Origin of the sequence: Streptococcus oralis subsp. dentisani (assembly GCF_002096615.1) — a bacterium.
GTDB lineage: Bacteria > Bacillota > Bacilli > Lactobacillales > Streptococcaceae > Streptococcus > Streptococcus oralis_U.
Genome location: NZ_NCUX01000033.1, coordinates 172302 through 192084 on the forward strand (window position 1 = coordinate 172302; position 19783 = coordinate 192084).

Genomic DNA, 19783 nt, shown 5'->3' on the forward strand with positions numbered 1-19783 from the left:
CCGTGGGGATCCATTGAATTAGGTGAATCGGCTTTAGAAGCTTTAGTGCGAGAGTTTTATGAAGAAACGGGAATCGAAGTGATAGCGGAAAAACTCTTAAATGTTTATACTAAATATTCAGATAGTTATCCGAATGGTGATGAGGCTCAAGTTCTTACAATTTTGTATTTAGTTTTATCTGAAAATTCTATTTCTACAAATTTTTTTACAAGTGATGAAACTTTAGAATTAGGATTTTTTGATCATGGGGACATACAAAACATTGCAATTGTAAACCAGCAACATCAAGATATGATAAATGATTTTTTTGAAAATAAGTTCCCAATAGATAGATAAACTAATCTCTGAATTTCTAATTTTTGTAACTATATTTTATGAAAATGCAAGAAAAATGTTGACAAGTATTTTCAAATAAGTTATAATTATTCAGAGATAACAGAAAAGTCGTTTATTTATGAAGTTTAAGAAATGGATGTTAGTTGTATGTAGCATGCTAGCCAGCATGATTTTAGTAGCTTGTCAATCAAGTACGGATAGTTCCCAGTCTGCTGTGGAAGCTATCAAACAAAAAGGGAAGCTAGTTGTTGCGACCAGCCCAGACTATGCACCTTTTGAATTCCAAGTCTTGGTAGATGGTAAAAACCAAGTGGTTGGTGCAGATATTGATATGGCTCAAGCGATTGCGGATGAGCTTGGAGTTAAACTTGAAATCTCTAGTATGAGTTTTGACAATGTCTTGACTAGCCTTCAAACTGGAAAGGCTGACTTGGCTATTGCAGGAATTAGTGCCACAGATGAGAGAAAGGAAGTCTTTGACTTTTCAATTCCTTACTATGAAAACAAGATGAGCTTCTTGGTTAGAAAAGCCGATCTAGACAAATACAAGGATATTTCAAGCTTCGCAAGTGCTAATATCGCAGCTCAAAAGGGAACTGTTCCAGAAACCATGGTCAAGGAACAATTACCAAATGCCCAATTGACATCCTTGACCAATATGGGTGAAGCAGTTAATGAATTGCAGGCTGGAAAAGTGGATGCTGTTCATATGGATGAACCAGTTGCTCTTAGTTACGCAGCTAAAAACTCAGACCTTGTCGTTGCGACAGCTACTTTGACGATGAAAGATGGCGAAGCCAATGCCGTTGCTATCAAGAAGGATCAATCAGACTTGAAAGCAGTAGTAGATAAGGTTATCCAAAAACTAAAAGATGACGGAACCTATCAAATCTATCTAGAAAAAGCAGCGAAACTAACAGAAGTTGAACAGTAAAAAGAAAGCAGAGTTGGACTTTAATCCAATTCTGCTTTTATGTATTGTAATAGTGCTTCTAGATTTTCGAGAGAGACTTTGGCAAACTGATAAGGACAGGCTTCCAAATAAGCCTCTTCAAAGAAGTCTAGTTTGAGTGAGCTATGCTTTAAGCTGGCAATTTTAGGATAATTTCTCAAATCAAGGAGAAGGCCATCATGTAGAGGATAGTAGGGCAAGGGACAGGTGTTTTTTTCAAGTACTTCCTTTATCCGAGTCTGATAGTTCTCTTGAAGGGTCAGTCGAACCAGTCGATTTTTTTCAAATAACTGACTATCGATGTAAAGAGAGAGAGCCTTTTGCATGATGAGATTGCTGTCATAGTCCAGGATATTTTTGTAGGAAACAAAGGCCTCTTTTAGGGCATTTGGGAGAATGAGAGCTGTGATACGAAGGGCTGGAAAGAGACTAGTTGAGAAGGACTTGATATAAATGACGCGATCCTCAGTATCCAGATAGTGGAAGGTTTGTCCCTTTTTAGAGTCTAAGTCACCTAGATAGTCATCCTCTACGATGTAAACGCCATACTGGTTTGCTAGATCCAGAATAGCCCTTTTTTCCTGATCAGAATAGGAATGACCTAGGGGATAGTGGAAGCGAGGAATAGTGTAGAAAAACTTGATTTTCCCAGATTTGAACTGTTCTTCCAGTTCTTCAAGATTAATTCCATCGATTCGGCGTTCAATGGTCTGGTAGGCTAATCCTTGAGCGACCAAGAGGCGGTTCATTCGGTGGTAGGTCGGCTGTTCAACTAAAATCTCCTCTCCCTTGCTCGGGAAGTTAATCTGAGAAAGGATAAAGAGAGCTTGCTGGGTGCCAGATGTTAGAACCAGTTGATCGGGTTTGCAGTAGAGGGCTTGGTCAAAGAGGAGTTGATGGACAGATTGTCTCAGTTCCTCAAGGCCTTCTTGGTTGTCATAGTAGTTGAAGAGGTAGTTTTCTCGGCCTATCAGGGTTTCATTGACGCAGAGTCTGAAGTCGTCATAAGCACTGGCATGTTCATCAGTGACTTCGATTTCTAAGTCTTGGTGCTGTCCTTGCTCCAGAACATAGTAGCCACTTTGGGGTTTGGCATAGAGGTATTGTTCATGGCGTAATTCCAGTAGGGCTCGTTGGATAGTGTCCTTGCTACAGTGGAAGTCTTGGCTCAGTTGACGGATGGAGGGAAGCCGGCTACCAGTTGGGAATTTTCCCAACTCGATACCCTTTTTTAGAAAGGAAACGACTGCTTGGTATTTACTTTCTTTCTTCATTCCAGACCTCCGTTGATTTTGTTACATTGTACCTTTTTTTTGCCTCCTTTGCAATGGGAAAAGCAATTCACCCTTTCACATCTAGGAGCAAATGTGGTATACTTAGAAAGTATGATGATTCATTGAAAAGAAGATAAGAAAGAGAATGGATAGAAAAGTGCAGGAACCGGTTAAATTATTTCAATACAATACTCTAGGTGCCCTAATGGCTGGTCTCTATGGTGGAACCATGACAGTAGGAGAATTGCTGGAACATGGTGACCTCGGCTTGGGAACCCTTGATTCGATTGATGGGGAGTTGATTGTCCTTGATGGCAAGGCTTATCAAGCCAAAGGCTCAGGGGAGCAACCTGAAATTGTAGAAGTCTCACCTGATGCCCTTATCCCATATGCAGCAGTGGTCCCCCATCAGGCAGAAGTGATTTTCCGCCAGCGTTTTGAGATGACGGATAAGGAATTAGAAAAACGGATTGAGTCCTACTATGATGGGGAGAATCTCTTCCGTTCCATCAAGATTCATGGGGAGTTCGCCCACATGCATGTGCGGATGATTCCTAAATCCACACCTGATACCAAGTTTGCTGATGTTGCGACACACCAACCTGAATATAGCCGTGAAAATGTATCGGGAACTATTGTTGGATTTTGGACACCAGAGATTTTCCATGGAGTCAGTGTTGCAGGCTACCATTTGCATTTTATCTCAGATGATTTGACCTTTGGTGGGCATGTGATGGACTTTGTTATCAAAGAAGGAATGATCGAGGTTGGAGCAGTCGACCAGTTGGACCAACGTTTTCCAGTCCAAGATCGCCAGTATTTATTTGCCAAATTTAACGTTGACGAGATGAAGAAAGATATTGATAAGTCAGAATAGGAGAAAAAAATGACAGTACATATTATCCTTACCATGATTGTTTTGGTTCTCATTCTAGTAGGTGGAACTTGGTATGCCAAAAAACGGTTTAAAATCTCTCTTGCAGTGATGGGCTTGGGGGCAATCGCATTTTTTGTTTCTTCTCAGGTGTTAGAGAAGATGGTTCACCTTCTGGTTCTTCATCCGCAAAAAGATGGAACCATTCCGCTCATGCAGGAGCAGCCTTTCTTATATGTCCTTTATGGGATTGCCATGGCGGCTCTCTTTGAGGAAACAGCTCGTCTTGTCTTTTTTAAATGGTTGGAGAAAAAGAGAAAGCTAGAAGATCGAGATGCTTTGGCTTATGGTTTGGGACATGGGGGCTTGGAGATGCTCTATCTCGGAATGGGAAGCTTGATCAGTCTTTTGATTCTCTTTTCACTCATCCAGACTTCAAATACTGATGTAGCCAATCTCCTTCCACAGTCTACACTCGAAACGGTCCAGTCTCTTTCTGTATGGCAGGTTTATTTACTAGGAGTTGAGCGTGTGCTTGCTCTGGTTCTGCAAATCTGTCTTTCCATCTGGGTTTATCAAAGTGTCCGTCAAAAGAAAGGGATCTACCTCCTTGCTGCCTATGGTTTGCATGCTTTGTTTGACTTGGCTCCATCCTTATCTCAAGTGGGATGGATTGCAAATCCGCTTCTAGTTGAGTTTATTCTTCTCGTAGAACTTCTAGCCTTTATCTGGCTGACAAAATCTACATTTTGGAAAAAATCATAAAAAGAGGGGTGACCTCTTTTTATTGTTCTCTCTTAACTCTGTTATTTCTGTTTTTTGCTATTTAGAGGCAGATGTATTATTTGGAAGACAAGCCTATCTTTCTGTTTAATACCTATTTACCAAGGGATAGCCAGCTTTTCAAGAAATGAAAAACTTGTTTGATAAAATCTTTCAATTAAGCCAAGGAGATGCTGTTATCAAGCAAGTCCACATCAACTTTATATATGCTCGAAAAAAATTTAAAAAATTTTTCATTTTCCTCTTGACATGGAACGCGTTCCAGAATGTACAATGGTATCAAAGGTTGGGAATGCGCATTTAAACCGACCTATCACACGCTAGCGGACAAAGAAGAAAAGAGGACAACATTATGACCATCAAACGTATTTTTTCAGATATGGACGGCACGCTTCTCAATTCTGAGGGCCGCGTTTCTAGCGAGAATAGCAAGGCTATCCGCGATGCTCAGATTCCGCTGACTCTGGTTTCTGCTCGAGCTCCAATGGAAATGAGAGAGGCTATCGAAGCACTTCAGCTGACTGGCCCTCAAGTAGGTTTTAACGGTGGTTTGATTTATCAGATTGTGGATGGAAAGGTCAAGCCCCTTCATATAGATATTCTCCCTAGAAAGACAGCACAAACTATCTTACAGGCAGTGCGCCAGCATTTTCCACAAATTAGCGTCAGCTATTATGATATGACGAACTGGTATTGTGATAGAATAGATGAAGGGATTCGTCTAGAGTTCAACATCACGCGCCAGGCACCAACACTTACAAACGAGGCGGATTTTCTAGCAGCCAAGGACAATACCTTCAAGATAATGATGATTGCCCTAGATAATGACGAACTATTAGCACTGGAGAAATACTTGCAAGCCCTAGACTTGGGCGAGGTCAGCATTCTCCGATCTGGTCAATATCATCTAGAAATTACCAGCAAAACTGCTAAAAAATCAAAAGGTATTGCTTATATTCTCAAAAAAGAAGGTTTAGATAAGAGCCAGACCGCTGCCTTTGGTGATGGGCACAACGATATCCCAATGTTTGAGATGGTGGGATATCCAATCGTAATGGGCAATGCCTTTCCTGACATCAAAGAGCTGGCTTATAAGGTAACACGCAGCAATGATGAACATGGTGTCGGCTACGGCATCCGTAAATATCTCAAAAAAATCCATTAATCACGTGTTTGGAGGGTGTCAATCCTCCTATAGAAAGCAAACAATGACAAATATTCGAAAAATTGCCAAACTGACTGGTTATTCAGTTTCTAGCGTGTCACGCGTCATCAACAACCATCCTCATGTATCCGAGGAGGCTCGTCAGAAAATCCTGCAAGTCATGGAGGAACTGGACTACCGTCCCAACATTCTAGCTCAGGAGTTAAGTTCAGGTTCGACTCGTCGGGTCGGTGTAGTTATTCCCAACACGACCCTGCACCCTTATTTCAGTCAGTTACTGAACGGGCTTTTGGATGCAGCTATGGATCATAACTATACTTTGCTCATTCTACCTTCTCGTTATGATATAGACTTGGAAAAATATTATCTGGAGCAGCTTCGAGGAAGGGCCTTTGACAGTCTTATTTTCACCTCTCGCAGTGTAGACTTAGAAACCATTTCTTCCTACGCTAAGTATGGCAATATTGTCTGCTGTGAAGAAGTGCAGGACCCCAATCTGAGTAGCGTTTATGTGAGCCGCACCCATGCCTGTAAGACAGCCTTCAACTGGATTAAAGACCAGGGAAAAAGTAGAATTGCTCTGCTATTTACCCGAAAAGACCTAAAAAGTTCCACCTACCGTCTCACTATGGAAGCCTACAAGGAAGTTTTTGGTGAAAAAAAGGACCCTCTGATTTTGGATGGTATTTCCACGGGAGAGGATGCTTATGAGCAAGGGGATAGCCTACTAGAGCAAGATTTAGACTGTATTTTCAGCAACGGAGATGATGTAGCAACTGGTGTGGTTCGCTATTATCAGGAGAAAAATCTTGAATTACCCTTGCTGATTGGCCAAGAAAAGCAACTGACAGGAGAGGTACTGGGGATTCCTACCATTGATAACAAATCCTACCAACTCGGTCAGGAAAGCTTCAAGCAAGCTCTCTCTGACGAAAAACGGACCATTATCCTACAATCGGAGTTTATCATACGATGATAAAATAGGCTCAAGCGACAATCGTCACTTGAGACCTATTTTTCTTCTATACAGCATCCGTAAACAAACCAGGATGCAGATGCTTAGGCAGGCAATCAAGACCAGACGATACGGATCCAGCCCTGAACTAGAACTAGCTAGGTGCACCAAGTTACCAGAGAGATAAAAGACAAGTACGCTAACAAGATAGGCAATCCCCTGATAAATATTCCAAATTGTAAAGGGGCTTGGACTTGCCGCCTGGTGTTTAACTAGAGAAATGTAGAGTCCCCATAGAGCTCCCACAGCCCCATTTAATAACCCCCAACCTATGCTCCAAAAGATTGTATAGGATACAGCATCGTGGGGAAGAAAGAAGATCAAAAGAATCTCGCATCCCGTTACTACCAGTAAGATTGTGAAAAACAGAGAACGTCTTTTCTCAAAACAAGGACCTGCAAGAGCAAAGGCTAGGACGTTTCCCAGCAAACTCATACTCGAATATAGAGACACGAGGTTGGCGGAAAGGTGCAATACCTGTACCATATAGAGGACATTCATCGTTAAGGATACATATAAAATCAAACTATCCAAAAGTAGGATACGGACATGGTGCCAGATCTGTTTTTTAAAAACCTGCCAGTCCATCTGCCTTGTTACTTGATGATTTTGAAACAAGCTATAGTCTGTTTGTAACTGTTTCAAAAGGATAAACTGCATGAACAGACTAGCAAGAGCAATTACCAGTAACCAACGATAATGAAGTGCAGTCAGCTCTTTTCCGATGAAAAAGGAAATAAGAAGGGTATAAAAGCTCGTGACCAGCTGAAACAAACCTAGGTAACTGAGAAATTTTGCGCGGACTTTCTCTTCTGTTAATAATAATATTAAGGGATTCCAATCCAGACCAAAGCCCAGCTCCACGGCTATCTGATATAGAACCAGAAAAAGAGCATAGATAGAAAAAGTCACACTTTCGTAGGGAATCACTACTAATACCCCTAGCAAACACAGCTTAGACAGTATACTCCACCGCATCAGGTCAAGGAGATTTTTCCTCCGCATCAGATAAGACAAGGGAATGCGGACAAGGGCTATAATTGGTAGCATTGTGATAAGCCAGCTATTTTGCAAATCACTAAAACTTAAAATCTGACTCATAAAAAGAATCATGAAGTCACCTGTGATGGTGATAGAAACAATTTGATTACTGAGGTTGAGCCCTACCATACTAGATTGATACGATTTTTTCATTTGTTCTCCTTTCTTGCCCCATTATAAACCAGAGTTTGTTCCTTTTCTAGGAGTTCATGATGAAGAAATATGCACTTATGTTGCAAGGAGAAAGCATTTATGAAACTATGGCACTATTTTAAAGAAACATCTAAGGAATTTTACCTTAAAGAATGTGGGATTGATGATTATTCTAGCTTTCCGTTTTATGACTATACTGTTTTTCAGGATTTTGTCATCCACTGGATTTGTGAAGGGAAAGGCTAACTGCAAGTTGATGGGCAGACTTATTCTTTGGAGAAAAATGATGGTTTTATCCTAAGAAAAGGCCAAAAAGTGCGTTATTGGGCCAATCAAGAAGATCCTTGGACCACCTACTGGCTGGGATTTTCTGGAGACAAATTAAGCGACTATCTCCAACACACACAAGTTTTTTATGAGTCTGTTTGCCATTTTGATAGTCATTTTCAAAGCAGAGAAATCATTCAAGATATCTGTCACAAAACTGCAGAAAATAGGCAAAAAGAAAGCTGGTACCAGATGCAAATTTATACCTTCCTTTACTACTTGCAGGAAGAATTTCCAGCAGAAATACCGCTGAATGTCACTCAACACCCTGTTGAAAAAGCTGCGCTAATTTTGCTACAACAGTACCAACAAGACATCTCCATTCAAGACTTGGCATCCCAGGTCGGACTCAGTCGTAGCACCTTGTTTCGTCAGTTTAAGAAACTTTACCATAAATCTCCTCAGCAATTTCTCCTTGAAACACGCCTGCTAAAGGCAAGAACACTCTTAACTGACACTGATCTATCTATAAAAGAAATTACCTTGGAAGTCGGCTATCAGGATCAGCTAGTCTTTTCAAAAGCTTTTAAGCATTTTTTCTCTGTGAGTCCTAAATTTTATCGCCAAAGCTGGAAAAATTCTCCATCCAACTAGCATCCATCTCAGCATTTGCTATAGAAGGGTCTTATTGATTGCTTCAAGTGTAGATAGATTCAATATAAAAAAATTTTTTAAAACAGCATCCTGAAAGTTAGATGTCATTCAACTAACTTTTGGGGTGTTTTGCTATAACCTTACATTCATGTTCACATCTATCATCTGAAAAATAAGAATGCGATTAACAATAGTAATTTTGAGGTCGTCAAAAATCTTTAAAAATGGTATAATGAAATCACTTTACAAAAGGATGAGAGATATGACATTAGTAACTAGAATACAAGAACAATTAGAAGGAATTGATATTCGTTTTAAGGAAGCCTTGAAGCTCTATACCTACACTAAGGTAGGAGGTCGAGCAGATTATCTGGTTTTGCCACGCAATCGCTATGAGATGGCGCGTGTCGTTCAATTTGCCAATCAAGAGGATATTCCTTGGATGGTGCTAGGGAATGCCAGCAATATCATCGTTCGTGAAGGTGGAATCCGTGGTTTTGTCATCTTGTGCGATAAGCTCAATAACGTTTCGGTTGATGGCTATACCATCGAAGCAGAAGCTGGAGCGAACTTGATTGAAACAACACGTATTGCACTTCGTCATAGTTTGACTGGTTTTGAGTTTGCTTGCGGCATTCCAGGGAGCATCGGAGGTGCTGTCTTTATGAATGCGGGTGCCTACGGAGGAGAGATTGCTCACATTTTGCAGTCTTGTAAGATTCTGACCAAGGAAGGGAAAATCGAGACCTTATCTGCCAAGGATTTGGCTTTTGGTTACCGCCATTCAGCTATTCAGGATTCTGGGGCCATTGTCTTGTCGGCTAAATTTGCCCTTGCTCCAGGAAATCACCAGGTCATCAAGCAGGAAATGGATCGCTTGACGCACCTACGTGAACTCAAACAACCTCTAGAATACCCATCTTGTGGTTCGGTCTTTAAGCGTCCAGTGGGGCATTTTGCAGGACAGTTAATTTCAGAGGCTGGATTGAAAGGCTATCGTATCGGTGGTGTTGAAGTATCTGAAAAGCATGCCGGTTTTATGATCAATGTTGCTGACGGAACGGCCAAAGACTACGAGGACTTGATCCAATCTGTTATTGAAAAGGTAAAGGAACATTCAGGTGTTACTCTTGAGAGAGAAGTTCGAATTTTGGGTGAGAAGGAGTAAGGTTTCGCCAGAATAGCTGCTGCTATGTCAATGGAAAGGGGGTGAAAGCCTATCGGTAGCGAAGATGTATGCAGGTGGTTTTACTCCCTGCAAGAGGTAGTAGCGGCCTGACAGAGCCCTGATCTGTTAATTTATGAAAAAGAAGGAATTTATGCCAATTGAAAAAACCAATTATCGAATTCAAAAACGTCTCTAAAGTTTTTGAAGATAGCAACACCAAGGTTCTCAAAGACATCAACTTTGAGTTGGAAGAAGGGAAATTTTACACCCTTTTAGGCGCATCTGGTTCAGGAAAATCAACTATTCTGAACATCATTGCAGGTCTACTGGATGCGACGACAGGAGATATTTTGCTGGACGGTGTCCGTATCAATGATATCCCAACCAATAAACGAGACGTTCATACCGTCTTCCAATCCTATGCCTTGTTTCCACATATGAATGTGTTTGAAAATGTTGCCTTTCCGCTCCGCTTGCGTAAAATTGACAAGAAAGAAATTGAGCAGCGTGTAGCGGAAGTTCTCAAGATGGTTCAGTTGGAAGGTTATGAGAAGCGTTCCATCCGTAAACTTTCTGGAGGACAACGTCAGCGTGTGGCCATTGCCCGTGCCATCATCAATCAACCCCGTGTGGTCTTGCTGGATGAGCCCTTGTCAGCGCTGGATTTGAAATTACGAACAGACATGCAGTATGAACTGCGTGAATTGCAACAACGATTGGGGATTACCTTTGTCTTTGTCACTCACGATCAGGAGGAAGCCCTGGCCATGAGTGACTGGATTTTTGTTATGAATGATGGCGAGATTGTTCAGTCTGGAACGCCTGTGGACATCTACGATGAGCCGATCAACCACTTTGTTGCCACCTTTATCGGTGAGTCCAACATCTTGCCAGGAAACATGATTGAGGACTACTTGGTCGAGTTCAATGGCAAACGCTTTGAAGCGGTCGACGGGGGGATGAAGCCAAATGAGCCAGTTGAGGTTGTCATTCGTCCAGAGGATTTGCGCATTACCCTTCCTGAAGAAGGTAAGCTCCAAGTTAAAGTTGATACCCAGCTTTTCCGTGGGGTTCACTACGAGATTATCGCCTATGACGAACTCGGAAATGAATGGATGATTCACTCGACTCGTAAGGCCATTGTGGGTGAGGAAATTGGTCTGGACTTTGAACCAGAAGATATCCACATCATGCGTCTCAACGAAACCGAAGAAGAATTCGATGCTCGTATCGAGGAGTACGTAGAAATCGAAGAGCAAGAAGCAGGTCTGATTAACGCGATCGAGGAGGAAAGAGATGAAGAAAACAACCTCTAAACTCTTTGTAGTGCCCTATATGCTTTGGATTGCACTCTTTGTCCTCGCACCCTTGGTCTTGATTTTTGGACAATCCTTTTTCAACATCGAAGGCCAGTTTAGTTTAGAAAACTATAAATCCTACTTTGCGTCACAAAATCTGACCTATCTCAAAATGAGCTTCAACTCTGTGCTCTATGCGGGGATTGTGACCATGGTGACGCTGCTTATCAGCTATCCAACGGCCCTCTTTTTGACCCGTCTCAAGCACCGTCAGCTCTGGCTTATGCTGATTATCCTACCGACATGGATTAACCTGCTCCTCAAGGCCTATGCCTTTATCGGGATTTTTGGTCAAAATGGCTCTATTAACCAATTCTTGGAATTTATCGGAATCGGTTCGCAGCAGTTGCTCTTTACCGATTTCTCCTTTATCTTTGTCGCAAGCTACATCGAGCTTCCCTTTATGATTTTGCCGATTTTCAATGTCTTGGACGATATGGATAACAATCTTATCAATGCCAGCTATGACCTCGGTGCGACCAAGTGGGAGACCTTCCGCCATGTCATTTTTCCCCTTTCTATGAACGGGGTAAGAAGTGGTGTCCAATCAGTCTTTATCCCAAGTTTGAGTCTTTTCATGCTGACACGTTTGATTGGTGGGAACCGCGTTATCACGCTGGGAACGGCCATTGAGCAGAACTTCCTGACCAATGACAACTACGGTATGGGTTCTACCATTGGTGTGATCCTCATCCTGACTATGTTCATCACCATGTGGGTGACTAAGGAAAGGAGAGAACGATGAAAAAATTTGCCAATCTCTACCTAGCCTTTGTCTTTATCATCCTTTATTTGCCAATTTTTTACTTGATTGGCTATGCCTTTAATGCTGGTGATGATATGAATAGCTTTACTGGTTTTAGCTTGAGCCATTTTAAAACCATGTTTGGTGATGGTCGTCTCATGTTGATCCTCACCCAGACCTTCTTCTTGGCCTTTTTATCAGCCTTGATAGCGACCATTATCGGGACTTTCGGTGCCATCTATATCTACCAGTCTCGTAAGAAATACCAAGAAGCCTTTCTATCACTCAATAATATCCTCATGGTTGCGCCTGATGTTATGATTGGTGCCAGCTTCTTGATCCTCTTTACCCAGCTTAAGTTTTCACTTGGCTTTTTGACAGTTCTATCTAGTCACGTGGCCTTCTCGATTCCAATCGTAGTGCTCATGGTTTTGCCACGATTGAAAGAGATGAATGGGGATATGATTCATGCGGCTTATGACCTTGGTGCCAGTCAATTTCAGATGTTCAAGGAAATCATGCTTCCGTACCTGACACCGTCTATCATTGCAGGTTATTTCATGGCCTTTACCTATTCGCTGGATGACTTTGCCGTGACCTTCTTTGTAACGGGAAATGGCTTTTCAACCCTGTCAGTCGAGATTTACTCTCGTGCTCGCAAGGGGATTTCGTTAGAAATCAATGCCTTGTCTGCCCTCGTCTTTCTCTTTAGTATTATCCTAGTTGTAGGTTATTATTTTATCTCACGTGAGAAGGAGGAGCAAGCATGAAAAAACTCTATTCATTTTTAGCAGGAATTGCAGCGATTATCCTTGTCTTGTGGGGAGTTGCTCATCATCTAGATAGTAAAATCAACAGTCGAGATAGTCAAAAATTGGTTATCTACAACTGGGGAGACTACATTGATCCCGAACTCTTGGAGCAATTCACAGAAGAAACAGGGATCCAAGTCCAGTACGAGACCTTTGACTCTAACGAAGCCATGTATACTAAGATCAAGCAGGGTGGAACGACCTACGATATTGCCATCCCAAGTGAGTACATGATTAACAAGATGAAGGACGAAGACCTTTTGGTTCCACTTGATTATTCTAAGATTGAGGGGATCGAACATATCGGGTCTGAATTTTTAAATCAGTCTTTTGACCCAAATAATCAGTACTCTATCCCATATTTTTGGGGTACCTTGGGAATTGTCTACAATGAAACCATGGTGGAAGAAGCACCTGAGCATTGGGATGACCTCTGGAAACCAGAGTATAAGAACTCTATCATGCTCTTTGATGGAGCACGTGAGGTGCTGGGACTCGGACTTAACTCGCTCGGTTACAGCCTCAACTCAAAGGATCCTCAGCAGTTGGAAGAAACGGTAGACAAACTCTACAAACTGACTCCAAATATCAAGGCCATCGTGGCGGACGAGATGAAGGGTTACATGATTCAAAACAATGCGGCTATCGGGGTGACCTTCTCAGGAGAAGCCAGCCAGATGCTGGAGAAAAATCCTAACCTCAAGTATGTCGTTCCGACAGAAGCCAGCAACCTTTGGTTTGACAACATGGTCATTCCAAAAACCGTGAAAAACCAAGATGCAGCCTATGCCTTTATTAACTTTATGTTGAAACCCGAAAATGCTCTGAAAAATGCAGAATATGTCGGCTATGCAACACCAAATAACACGGCTAAGGAACTGCTCCCAGAGGAGACCAAAGAAGACAAGTCCTTCTATCCAGACGCTGATACCATGAAAAACCTGGAAGTTTATGAGAAGTTTGACCATAAATGGACAGGAAAATACAGCGACCTCTTCCTTCAATTCAAAATGTATCGGAAGTAGAAGTAAAACGTAAGGAAACGAATCAGTTGACGCTGGTTCGTTTTTTGTATTAAAAAAATTTATATTTGGGGTTGACAAAAGGAATTTTAATGATAAAATAGTATCCTTTATACATTTAGGAGGAATAAAAAAGGTATGTGATTAATTTGGTATTCAGAAATGAAAACTCTTTCAAAATATGGTATACTAATAGTAGTTTCCAATAGATTATATCTAGTGCTTGTTATAGGTTCACATACAAGATATGGTGTATAGATACCTATCTACCTCGCGAGGGGTCGGAAACACAATAAGCATTTTTATAAAATCAGGATAAGTTTTTTGTATAGCTACCTATCTACTTTCGAGAGGGGCCGGAAACGGTGTGTAGTTCGTAACAGGATTAGAGTAAACTTCGGTATAGCTACCTATCTACCTCGCGAGGGGCCGAAAACTGTTCTGGTATAGCACCATATTCCTCAGCAGCATTCAGTATAGATACCTATCAACCTCGCGAGGGGTCGGAAATCCGAAGACGTTGATTTTGTAGATGTTTTCAAATGACGTATAGATCCCTATCTACCTAGAGAGGGGACAGAAACTTGACAACACTTGTAGCTGCAACAAAGTCATCCATAGTGTATAGCTACCTATCTACCTCGAGAGGGGCCGGAAACTGTTTTGATTCTATATGCATTGAGTAATTTCCGGTTTTACCGTATAGCTCCCTATCTACCTCGCGAGGGGCCGGAAACAGAAATGAATAAATCTTTTTCATTTTTTTATACCAAGCCAGTATAGCTCCCTATCTACCTCGAGAGGGGCCGGAAACTCGACTAAAAATTTTGGTGAGCCAGAAATTGCAACTGTATAGCTACCTATCTACCTCGGGAGGGGCCGGAAACGGATTCTGGCCTGGGTTCTGGCCTGGGTTTTCACCTGGGTTCTGGCCTGGGTATAGCTACCTATCAACCTCGCGAGGGGACGGAACAATATGTGGATCAAGAACTTTGTATCCTTGTTCATTGACTGTATAGACACCTATCTACCTCGAGAGGGGCCGGAAACCGTGGTAAACCATTTTGTTCAAACAAATCTTCCCAGGTATATAGCTACCTATCTACCTCGCGAAGGGGCCGGAAACACATTTTAATTTCTCTCTTTCTCTTTATGATTTAATTAGTATAGATACCTATCTACCTCGAGAGGGGCCGGAAACTGTTCTGCGAAATCGTTTTCCATGTGCAAACGTCGAGTGTATAGCTACCTACTCTACCTCGCTAGAGGTCGGAAACGACTCCACCTCCTCAATCTCAATACCTTCGCAATCGAACGTATAGGAACTTATCTACCTCGCGAGGGGCCGGAAACGGATAAGAGCCATCTGACTCCTCCCACCACCAGCCGGGTATAGCTACCTATCTACCTCGAGAGGGACCGGAAACAAATTAAGGATTTTTAAAGAGTCCCTGAAAGTTAGTATAGCTACCTATCTACCTCGAGAGAGGACGGAACTTCTTCTTTTATCTTGTTTTTAGGCTTTATATACATGTGTATATATACCTATCAACCTCGCAAGGGGCCGGAAATGCACCAAGTACATGTGTATCTGTAAGTGCCATATTTCGTGTAGAACAATCTATTCGCCCCGCGAGGGGTCGGAAACGCAGATAGAACAATCCAGATTGCGATGAATCGTTTGTATAGATACCTATCTACCTCGCGAGGGGCCGGAAACAGTGATTGCTCCTTGTAGGTATAGCCTTCAGACTGTTGCTTATAGCTACCTATCAACCTCGCGAGGGGCCGGAAACCTACTTAGGAACGCCTTCACTTGATAGAAAACATCTGTATAAGAACCTAACTACCTCGCGAGGGGCCGGAAACGGATAGAGTTCAATAGGTCAATGTTCGAAACTGGTTTCATATAGATACCTATCTCCCTCGCGAGGGGCCGGAAACATTGAGATAATGAGCTCTTTCAGTGACTGCTCTACTGTATAGCTACCTATCTACCTCAAGAGGGGCCGGAAACGCTGCGGGGATAAGTCCTTTAATTTTCATTGTTTTGTATAGCTACCTATCTACCTCGAGAGGGGACAGTTTCATAAGGGCAAAGGATTCCAAAAGTAAAAGAAAAAAGCGCTCATGAGAAACCAAAAGCGCAATTGTATCAATAAAGGAGGCATATGAAACGCATCGATATATCATTTAAGCGGATAGACCAATCACCGAGCGACCTATCGACAAAATTCCAAGGTTTTCTCATGGAAAAGTTGGAACCAGACTATGTGACTTGGCTACATGAGCAGGAGACCAACCCCTACTCACTAAAAATCATCCATCAAAAGGACAAGACCCTATGGTCCCTTCATCTCCTGGCGGATGAGGCTGTCAAGCAGATTTTGCCTGTTCTCTTGGAGCTCAAGAAAGTAGAACTTCATGATTTACCGACTCTCATGGTGGAGTCTTTATCCATGCAAGATCTCAGTTCGGAGCAACTCTTTGAGTTCTTTAATGAAAACCAAGATCGGTCACTCTACACTATCCATTTTCAAACTCCAACAGGATTTCGCTCCCAGGGAGAGTACGTGCTCTTTCCGACCATGCGTCTCATCTTTCAGAGTTTGATGATGAAGTATGCACGTCTGGTCGAGAATCGTCAGGACATCGAAGAGGAAACCCTGGACTACTTGGTCAAGCATAGTAGGATTAGCAGCTATCGATTGGAGTCCAGCTATTTTAAAATCCATGGCAAAAAAATTCCTGGTTTCAGGGGGAGACTGACCTTTAAGATTACAGGTCCAAATACCCTGAAAGCATATGCCAATATGCTTCTAAAATTTGGGGAGTACTCAGGTCTCGGTATGAAAACTAGCTTAGGGATGGGAGGTATAGAACTTGAAGAAAGAAAAGATTGATTTAGTTTATGGATCGCTTTTGCACGCTATCGGCAAGGTGATTCAAGGTTCCAGGTATGATGAGAAAGACCTAGGTACCATTGGGTCCGAATGGTTTAAACGCTTTTCGGATAATGAAAAAATAGCTCAGCAGATAGCCAAGGCGACTTCTAATGATTTGCCGCCGAATTTAGCTCCTGATAGTTTGGTCTATATCACGTCAGCTGCGGCAAAGATTGCTTCAGGTCTAAAAGGGGTAGCAGACACTCATCAAGGGAAAGAAGATTTCCTAAGTAAACAATCGGATATCTTTAATGTTTTTTCAGATATCCCTAGTCTGCGTTATCTTGATTCACGGCTATTAGAGCTTGACGGGGAGCCAAACTATGCCAAGGAATTGAGTGAGCCGTCTGACCAGTCAAACTATGACTTGATAGTAGAGACCTTAGAAAAAGAGTTTGAGAGATTGGACTTTAGCCAATCTGAGATAGATGCCCTTTTGAATCTCCTTGAGTCTACTCTTTCCTATGTACCTGTTTCGACAAGAACCAAGGGATTATCAGATATTTCTCTAGCAACCTACAGTCGTCTGACAGCTGGGTTTGCCCTAGCTATAGAGGACTATTTAGCAGATAAGAATTGTCGTGACTATGAGAAGATACTAGGGCAAGATTTAGAAGCTTTTTATAGCGAAAAAGCCTTTTTATTAGCAAGTTTTGACCTGTCAGGGATTCAGGACTTTATCTACAATATCGCAACAGCTGGTGCAACCAAGCAACTAAAAGCACGTTCCTTGTATCTAGATTTTATGGGGGAACATATCGCTGACAGCTTACTGGAGAAGTTAGAGCTGACAAGGGCTAATCTACTCTACGTCGGTGGAGGGCACGCCTACTTTATCCTTCCAAACACCGAAAAAACTAGAGAAACCTTGGCTAGCTTTGAAGCAGAATTTAATCAGTTTTTGGTCAAGCATTTCCAGACAGGTTTGTACGTAGCATTTGGTTGGAGTCCGTTTTCTGCCAATGATATGACAACGACACTGGCCGACTATCGAAAAGTCTATCAAACAACTAGTCGGATGATTTCCCAAAAGAAAATTTCTCGTTATGATGCAAAAACTCTCCTTGAACTCAACCAAGGAGGAAAAAGTTCCCAGAGAGAATGTGCTATTTGCCACTCAGTCGAAAAGCTTACCAAGCATAAAGATCAAGAAGTCTGCCATATCTGTGCAGGAATGTATCGCTTTGCCAAGGAAATACAAGAAAACTACTATATTGTGACAAAAGAAAAAGGCCTGCCGATAGGTCCAGGAGCCTATATTAGGGGTATTTCCAAAGCCAATCTTGATAAAGAAGAGTGGGACCGTGTTTATGTCAAGAATAGTTATAGCACAGATATGCTAAAAGCAACTCATGTCTTTGTCGGAGATTACAAGTATGATGAGATTTACGAGTATGCTAAACTATCTCAGGAGTCTGGTCAAGGTATTAAGCGTCTGGCAGTTGTTCGACTAGATGTAGATGACCTAGGAGCAGCCTTTATGGCTGGATTCTCTTATCAAGATAGTGGCAAGTATAATACTCTGGCACGCTCGGCAACCTTCTCTAGAAGTATGAGTCTCTTCTTTAAGGTCTATATCAACCAGTTTGCCAAAGAGAAAAAACTATCAATCATTTATGCCGGTGGAGATGATGTATTTGCTATCGGTTCTTGGCAGGATATTATTGAGTTTACTATTTGTCTCCGACAAAACTTTATCAAGTGGACAAATGGTAAATTAACCCTATCAGCAGGGATCGGCCTCTTTCCAGATAAAACTCCGGTTAGCCTGATGGCTGAAGAAACTGGTAAGCTAGAAGGAGCAGCAAAGGATAACGACAAGGATAGTATTTCCCTTTTTGAAAAAAATTATACCTTGAAGTTCGACCAGTTTATTGACAATGTCTATAATGGGAAACTGAAGAGCATTCGTTACTACTTTAATATTCAAGATGAGCGAGGAAAGAGTTTTGTATACAGACTGATTGAGCTCCTTCGTAACTACGATCGTATGAATATTGCTCGATTAGCCTATTATTTGACGCGCTTAGAGGATCAAACTTCTAAGGATAAAAAAGAAGAGTTTAAAGAGTTTAAAGATTTATTCTTTTCTTGGTATACAGGTAGCGATAATGAACGTAAGGAAGCAGAGATAGCTTTACTTCTATATATTTATGAGATTAGAAAGGATTCATAGATGGCAATTTTAACAGATGATAATTACGTAGATAAGGCAGAAAAAACCATTAAAAATTTAGTAACTGATAAGCGTAATTTTAAAAATAGAAATTCAGATGTTCTATCCATGAGTAAACTACGAAACTTATTGAGTTTAACGAGTACCCTCTTTGATGAAAGTAAGGTCCGCGATTACGAAGAATTGAAGGATAAGATTGCCTATTTGAGAGTCCAATTCGTCTATCAATCAGGACGTGAAGAGGCAGTCCTGGACTTAGTTCAAAAAGGTGAGATTCTACCAATTTTAAAAGAAATTAATAGTAGGGAAAGTCTCCAACGTTTTTGTCGCTATATGGAAGCGCTAGTAGCTTATTTTAAATTTTATGGAGGAAAAGATTAATGACACTTGCAAAAATTCAAGTAACAGCACAAATCCGTCTAGAGACAGGACTTCATATTGGGACAAGCAATGCTTTTGCGGCAATTGGGGCTACTGATTCGCCTGTAATCAAGGATCCTATTACTAACTTACCCATTATTCCTGGTTCAAGTATCAAAGGAAAAATGCGTACACTGCTGGCAAAAGTATATAATACTAAATTAGCAGAAAAACCAGGAGACGATGGGGAAATTATTAGTCGTCTCTTTGGGAATAGTTCAGACAAAAACTATAAAGTAGGAAGACTCATCTTTAGAGATGCCTTTCTAACTAACAAAAAAGATTTAGATTCACGAGCTGTCAAAGGTTATACTGAAGTTAAGTTTGAAAATACTATTGATCGTATCACTGCTGAAGCAAATCCAAGACAAATTGAACGTGCTATTCGAGACAGTATCTTTGGATTTGAGTTGATCTATGAGGTTACAGACAAGAGTCAAGCTCAAGTAGAAGAAGACTTCAAAGTAATTCTTGATGGATTAAAGCTGTTGGAACTTGATTATTTAGGTGGTTCAGGTTCTCGTGGTTATGGTAAAGTTGTTTTTGAGAATCTTAAAGCAAATACAGTTTTCGGAAACTATGATGTTAGTAAATTGAATGAACTTTTAACTACGGAGGTCTAA

The 19783-nt window shown here is 41.5% G+C and carries 19 protein-coding genes; 17 read left to right on the forward strand and 2 right to left on the reverse strand.

The features are described from left to right. The first annotated feature begins 45 nt into the window (after window positions 1-45). The gene (locus B7708_RS08020; RefSeq protein WP_239822471.1) at window positions 46-336 is read left to right on the forward strand and encodes an NUDIX domain-containing protein; all 291 of its coding nucleotides are present in this window, start codon (window positions 46-48) and stop codon (window positions 334-336) included. A gap of 118 nt (window positions 337-454) precedes the next feature. Further along, a complete protein-coding gene (locus B7708_RS08025) occupies window positions 455-1270 on the forward strand; it encodes an ABC transporter substrate-binding protein (RefSeq protein WP_084975008.1) in 816 nt (271 codons plus the stop codon). A gap of 20 nt (window positions 1271-1290) precedes the next feature. On the opposite strand, the gene B7708_RS08030 is transcribed toward B7708_RS08025, so the two are convergent. Beyond that, window positions 1291-2562 (reverse strand): aminotransferase-like domain-containing protein, encoded by a 1272-nt coding sequence (locus B7708_RS08030; protein WP_084975010.1) that lies wholly within the window; start codon window positions 2560-2562, stop codon window positions 1291-1293. A 145-nt stretch (window positions 2563-2707) separates the two neighbouring features. On the opposite strand from B7708_RS08030, the gene budA reads away from it, so the two are divergent. The 4 genes from budA (at window position 2708) to B7708_RS08050 (ending at window position 6360) form a co-directional block, all read left to right on the forward strand. Beyond that, window positions 2708-3439 carry an acetolactate decarboxylase gene (gene budA, locus B7708_RS08035; RefSeq protein WP_049538323.1) on the forward strand — a complete coding sequence of 244 codons (732 nt, stop codon included), beginning with the start codon at window positions 2708-2710 and terminating at the stop codon, window positions 3437-3439. Window positions 3440-3448: 9 nt separating this feature from the next. Then, complete coding sequence (locus tag B7708_RS08040) at window positions 3449-4201, forward strand: YhfC family intramembrane metalloprotease (protein WP_084975012.1); 753 nt, start codon at window positions 3449-3451, stop codon at window positions 4199-4201. A 370-nt stretch (window positions 4202-4571) separates the two neighbouring features. Beyond that, entirely contained in the window at window positions 4572-5384 is an 813-nt protein-coding gene (locus tag B7708_RS08045; RefSeq protein WP_084975014.1) for a Cof-type HAD-IIB family hydrolase, read from the forward strand. A 43-nt stretch (window positions 5385-5427) separates the two neighbouring features. Beyond that, window positions 5428-6360, forward strand: a complete 933-nt coding sequence (locus tag B7708_RS08050) for a LacI family DNA-binding transcriptional regulator (RefSeq protein WP_084975016.1) — start codon at window positions 5428-5430, stop codon at window positions 6358-6360. A 24-nt stretch (window positions 6361-6384) separates the two neighbouring features. Here the strand turns inward: B7708_RS08050 and B7708_RS08055 are convergent, their stop codons facing one another. After that, complete coding sequence (locus tag B7708_RS08055; protein WP_084975018.1) at window positions 6385-7593, reverse strand: MFS transporter; 1209 nt, start codon at window positions 7591-7593, stop codon at window positions 6385-6387. Between the two features lie 99 nt (window positions 7594-7692). Between B7708_RS08055 and B7708_RS10105 the strand changes: the two genes are divergently transcribed. The 11 genes from B7708_RS10105 to csm3 all read left to right on the forward strand — a co-directional run bounded on the left by B7708_RS10105 (window position 7693) and on the right by csm3 (window position 19783). After that, window positions 7693-7839 carry a hypothetical protein gene (locus B7708_RS10105; protein ID WP_239822472.1) on the forward strand — a complete coding sequence of 49 codons (147 nt, stop codon included), beginning with the start codon at window positions 7693-7695 and terminating at the stop codon, window positions 7837-7839. Beyond that, window positions 7840-8514 carry a helix-turn-helix domain-containing protein gene (locus B7708_RS08060; protein ID WP_275655531.1) on the forward strand — a complete coding sequence of 225 codons (675 nt, stop codon included), beginning with the start codon at window positions 7840-7842 and terminating at the stop codon, window positions 8512-8514. 262 nt (window positions 8515-8776) lie between these two features. After that, complete coding sequence (murB, locus tag B7708_RS08065; RefSeq protein WP_084975020.1) at window positions 8777-9682, forward strand: UDP-N-acetylmuramate dehydrogenase; 906 nt, start codon at window positions 8777-8779, stop codon at window positions 9680-9682. Window positions 9683-9840: 158 nt separating this feature from the next. Beyond that, complete coding sequence (locus B7708_RS08070) at window positions 9841-10998, forward strand: ABC transporter ATP-binding protein (RefSeq protein ID WP_084975022.1); 1158 nt, start codon at window positions 9841-9843, stop codon at window positions 10996-10998. Continuing rightward, entirely contained in the window at window positions 10979-11785 is an 807-nt protein-coding gene (locus B7708_RS08075) for an ABC transporter permease (RefSeq protein WP_000754120.1), read from the forward strand. Before B7708_RS08070 ends, B7708_RS08075 begins: the two co-directional genes overlap by 20 nt. Continuing rightward, on the forward strand, window positions 11782-12555 hold the full coding sequence (locus B7708_RS08080) for an ABC transporter permease (RefSeq protein WP_038806008.1): 774 nt from the start codon (window positions 11782-11784) through the stop codon (window positions 12553-12555). Before B7708_RS08075 ends, B7708_RS08080 begins: the two co-directional genes overlap by 4 nt. After that, window positions 12552-13622, forward strand: a complete 1071-nt coding sequence (locus tag B7708_RS08085) for an ABC transporter substrate-binding protein (protein WP_084975024.1) — start codon at window positions 12552-12554, stop codon at window positions 13620-13622. Before B7708_RS08080 ends, B7708_RS08085 begins: the two co-directional genes overlap by 4 nt. A 2168-nt stretch (window positions 13623-15790) precedes the next feature. After that, window positions 15791-16522 carry a CRISPR-associated endoribonuclease Cas6 gene (gene cas6, locus B7708_RS08090; RefSeq protein ID WP_084975026.1) on the forward strand — a complete coding sequence of 244 codons (732 nt, stop codon included), beginning with the start codon at window positions 15791-15793 and terminating at the stop codon, window positions 16520-16522. Beyond that, window positions 16503-18740 (forward strand): type III-A CRISPR-associated protein Cas10/Csm1, encoded by a 2238-nt coding sequence (gene cas10 / locus B7708_RS08095; protein ID WP_084975028.1) that lies wholly within the window; start codon window positions 16503-16505, stop codon window positions 18738-18740. Before cas6 ends, cas10 begins: the two co-directional genes overlap by 20 nt. Then, a complete protein-coding gene (gene csm2 / locus B7708_RS08100) occupies window positions 18741-19121 on the forward strand; it encodes a type III-A CRISPR-associated protein Csm2 (RefSeq protein ID WP_084975030.1) in 381 nt (126 codons plus the stop codon). Beyond that, window positions 19121-19783 (forward strand): type III-A CRISPR-associated RAMP protein Csm3, encoded by a 663-nt coding sequence (gene csm3 / locus B7708_RS08105; RefSeq protein WP_084975032.1) that lies wholly within the window; start codon window positions 19121-19123, stop codon window positions 19781-19783. The genes csm2 and csm3 overlap by 1 nt, the downstream gene beginning before the upstream one ends.

Excerpts from the sequence above, each read along its gene's own strand:
- csm3 (WP_084975032.1), top strand. The coding sequence starts at position 19,121 with ATGACACTTGCAAAAATTCAAGTAACAGCACAAATCCGTCTAGAGACA.
- B7708_RS08080 (WP_038806008.1), top strand. The coding sequence starts at position 11,782 with ATGAAAAAATTTGCCAATCTCTACCTAGCCTTTGTCTTTATCATCCTT.
- B7708_RS08085 (WP_084975024.1), top strand. The coding sequence starts at position 12,552 with ATGAAAAAACTCTATTCATTTTTAGCAGGAATTGCAGCGATTATCCTT.
- B7708_RS08075 (WP_000754120.1), top strand. The coding sequence starts at position 10,979 with ATGAAGAAAACAACCTCTAAACTCTTTGTAGTGCCCTATATGCTTTGG.
- budA (WP_049538323.1), top strand. The coding sequence starts at position 2,708 with ATGGATAGAAAAGTGCAGGAACCGGTTAAATTATTTCAATACAATACT.
- B7708_RS08030 (WP_084975010.1), bottom strand. The coding sequence starts at position 2,562 with ATGAAGAAAGAAAGTAAATACCAAGCAGTCGTTTCCTTTCTAAAAAAG.
- B7708_RS10105 (WP_239822472.1), top strand. The coding sequence starts at position 7,693 with ATGAAACTATGGCACTATTTTAAAGAAACATCTAAGGAATTTTACCTT.
- B7708_RS08025 (WP_084975008.1), top strand. The coding sequence starts at position 455 with ATGAAGTTTAAGAAATGGATGTTAGTTGTATGTAGCATGCTAGCCAGC.
- murB (WP_084975020.1), top strand. The coding sequence starts at position 8,777 with ATGACATTAGTAACTAGAATACAAGAACAATTAGAAGGAATTGATATT.
- B7708_RS08040 (WP_084975012.1), top strand. The coding sequence starts at position 3,449 with ATGACAGTACATATTATCCTTACCATGATTGTTTTGGTTCTCATTCTA.
- B7708_RS08045 (WP_084975014.1), top strand. The coding sequence starts at position 4,572 with ATGACCATCAAACGTATTTTTTCAGATATGGACGGCACGCTTCTCAAT.
- B7708_RS08055 (WP_084975018.1), bottom strand. The coding sequence starts at position 7,593 with ATGAAAAAATCGTATCAATCTAGTATGGTAGGGCTCAACCTCAGTAAT.
- csm2 (WP_084975030.1), top strand. The coding sequence starts at position 18,741 with ATGGCAATTTTAACAGATGATAATTACGTAGATAAGGCAGAAAAAACC.
- cas6 (WP_084975026.1), top strand. The coding sequence starts at position 15,791 with ATGAAACGCATCGATATATCATTTAAGCGGATAGACCAATCACCGAGC.
- B7708_RS08050 (WP_084975016.1), top strand. The coding sequence starts at position 5,428 with ATGACAAATATTCGAAAAATTGCCAAACTGACTGGTTATTCAGTTTCT.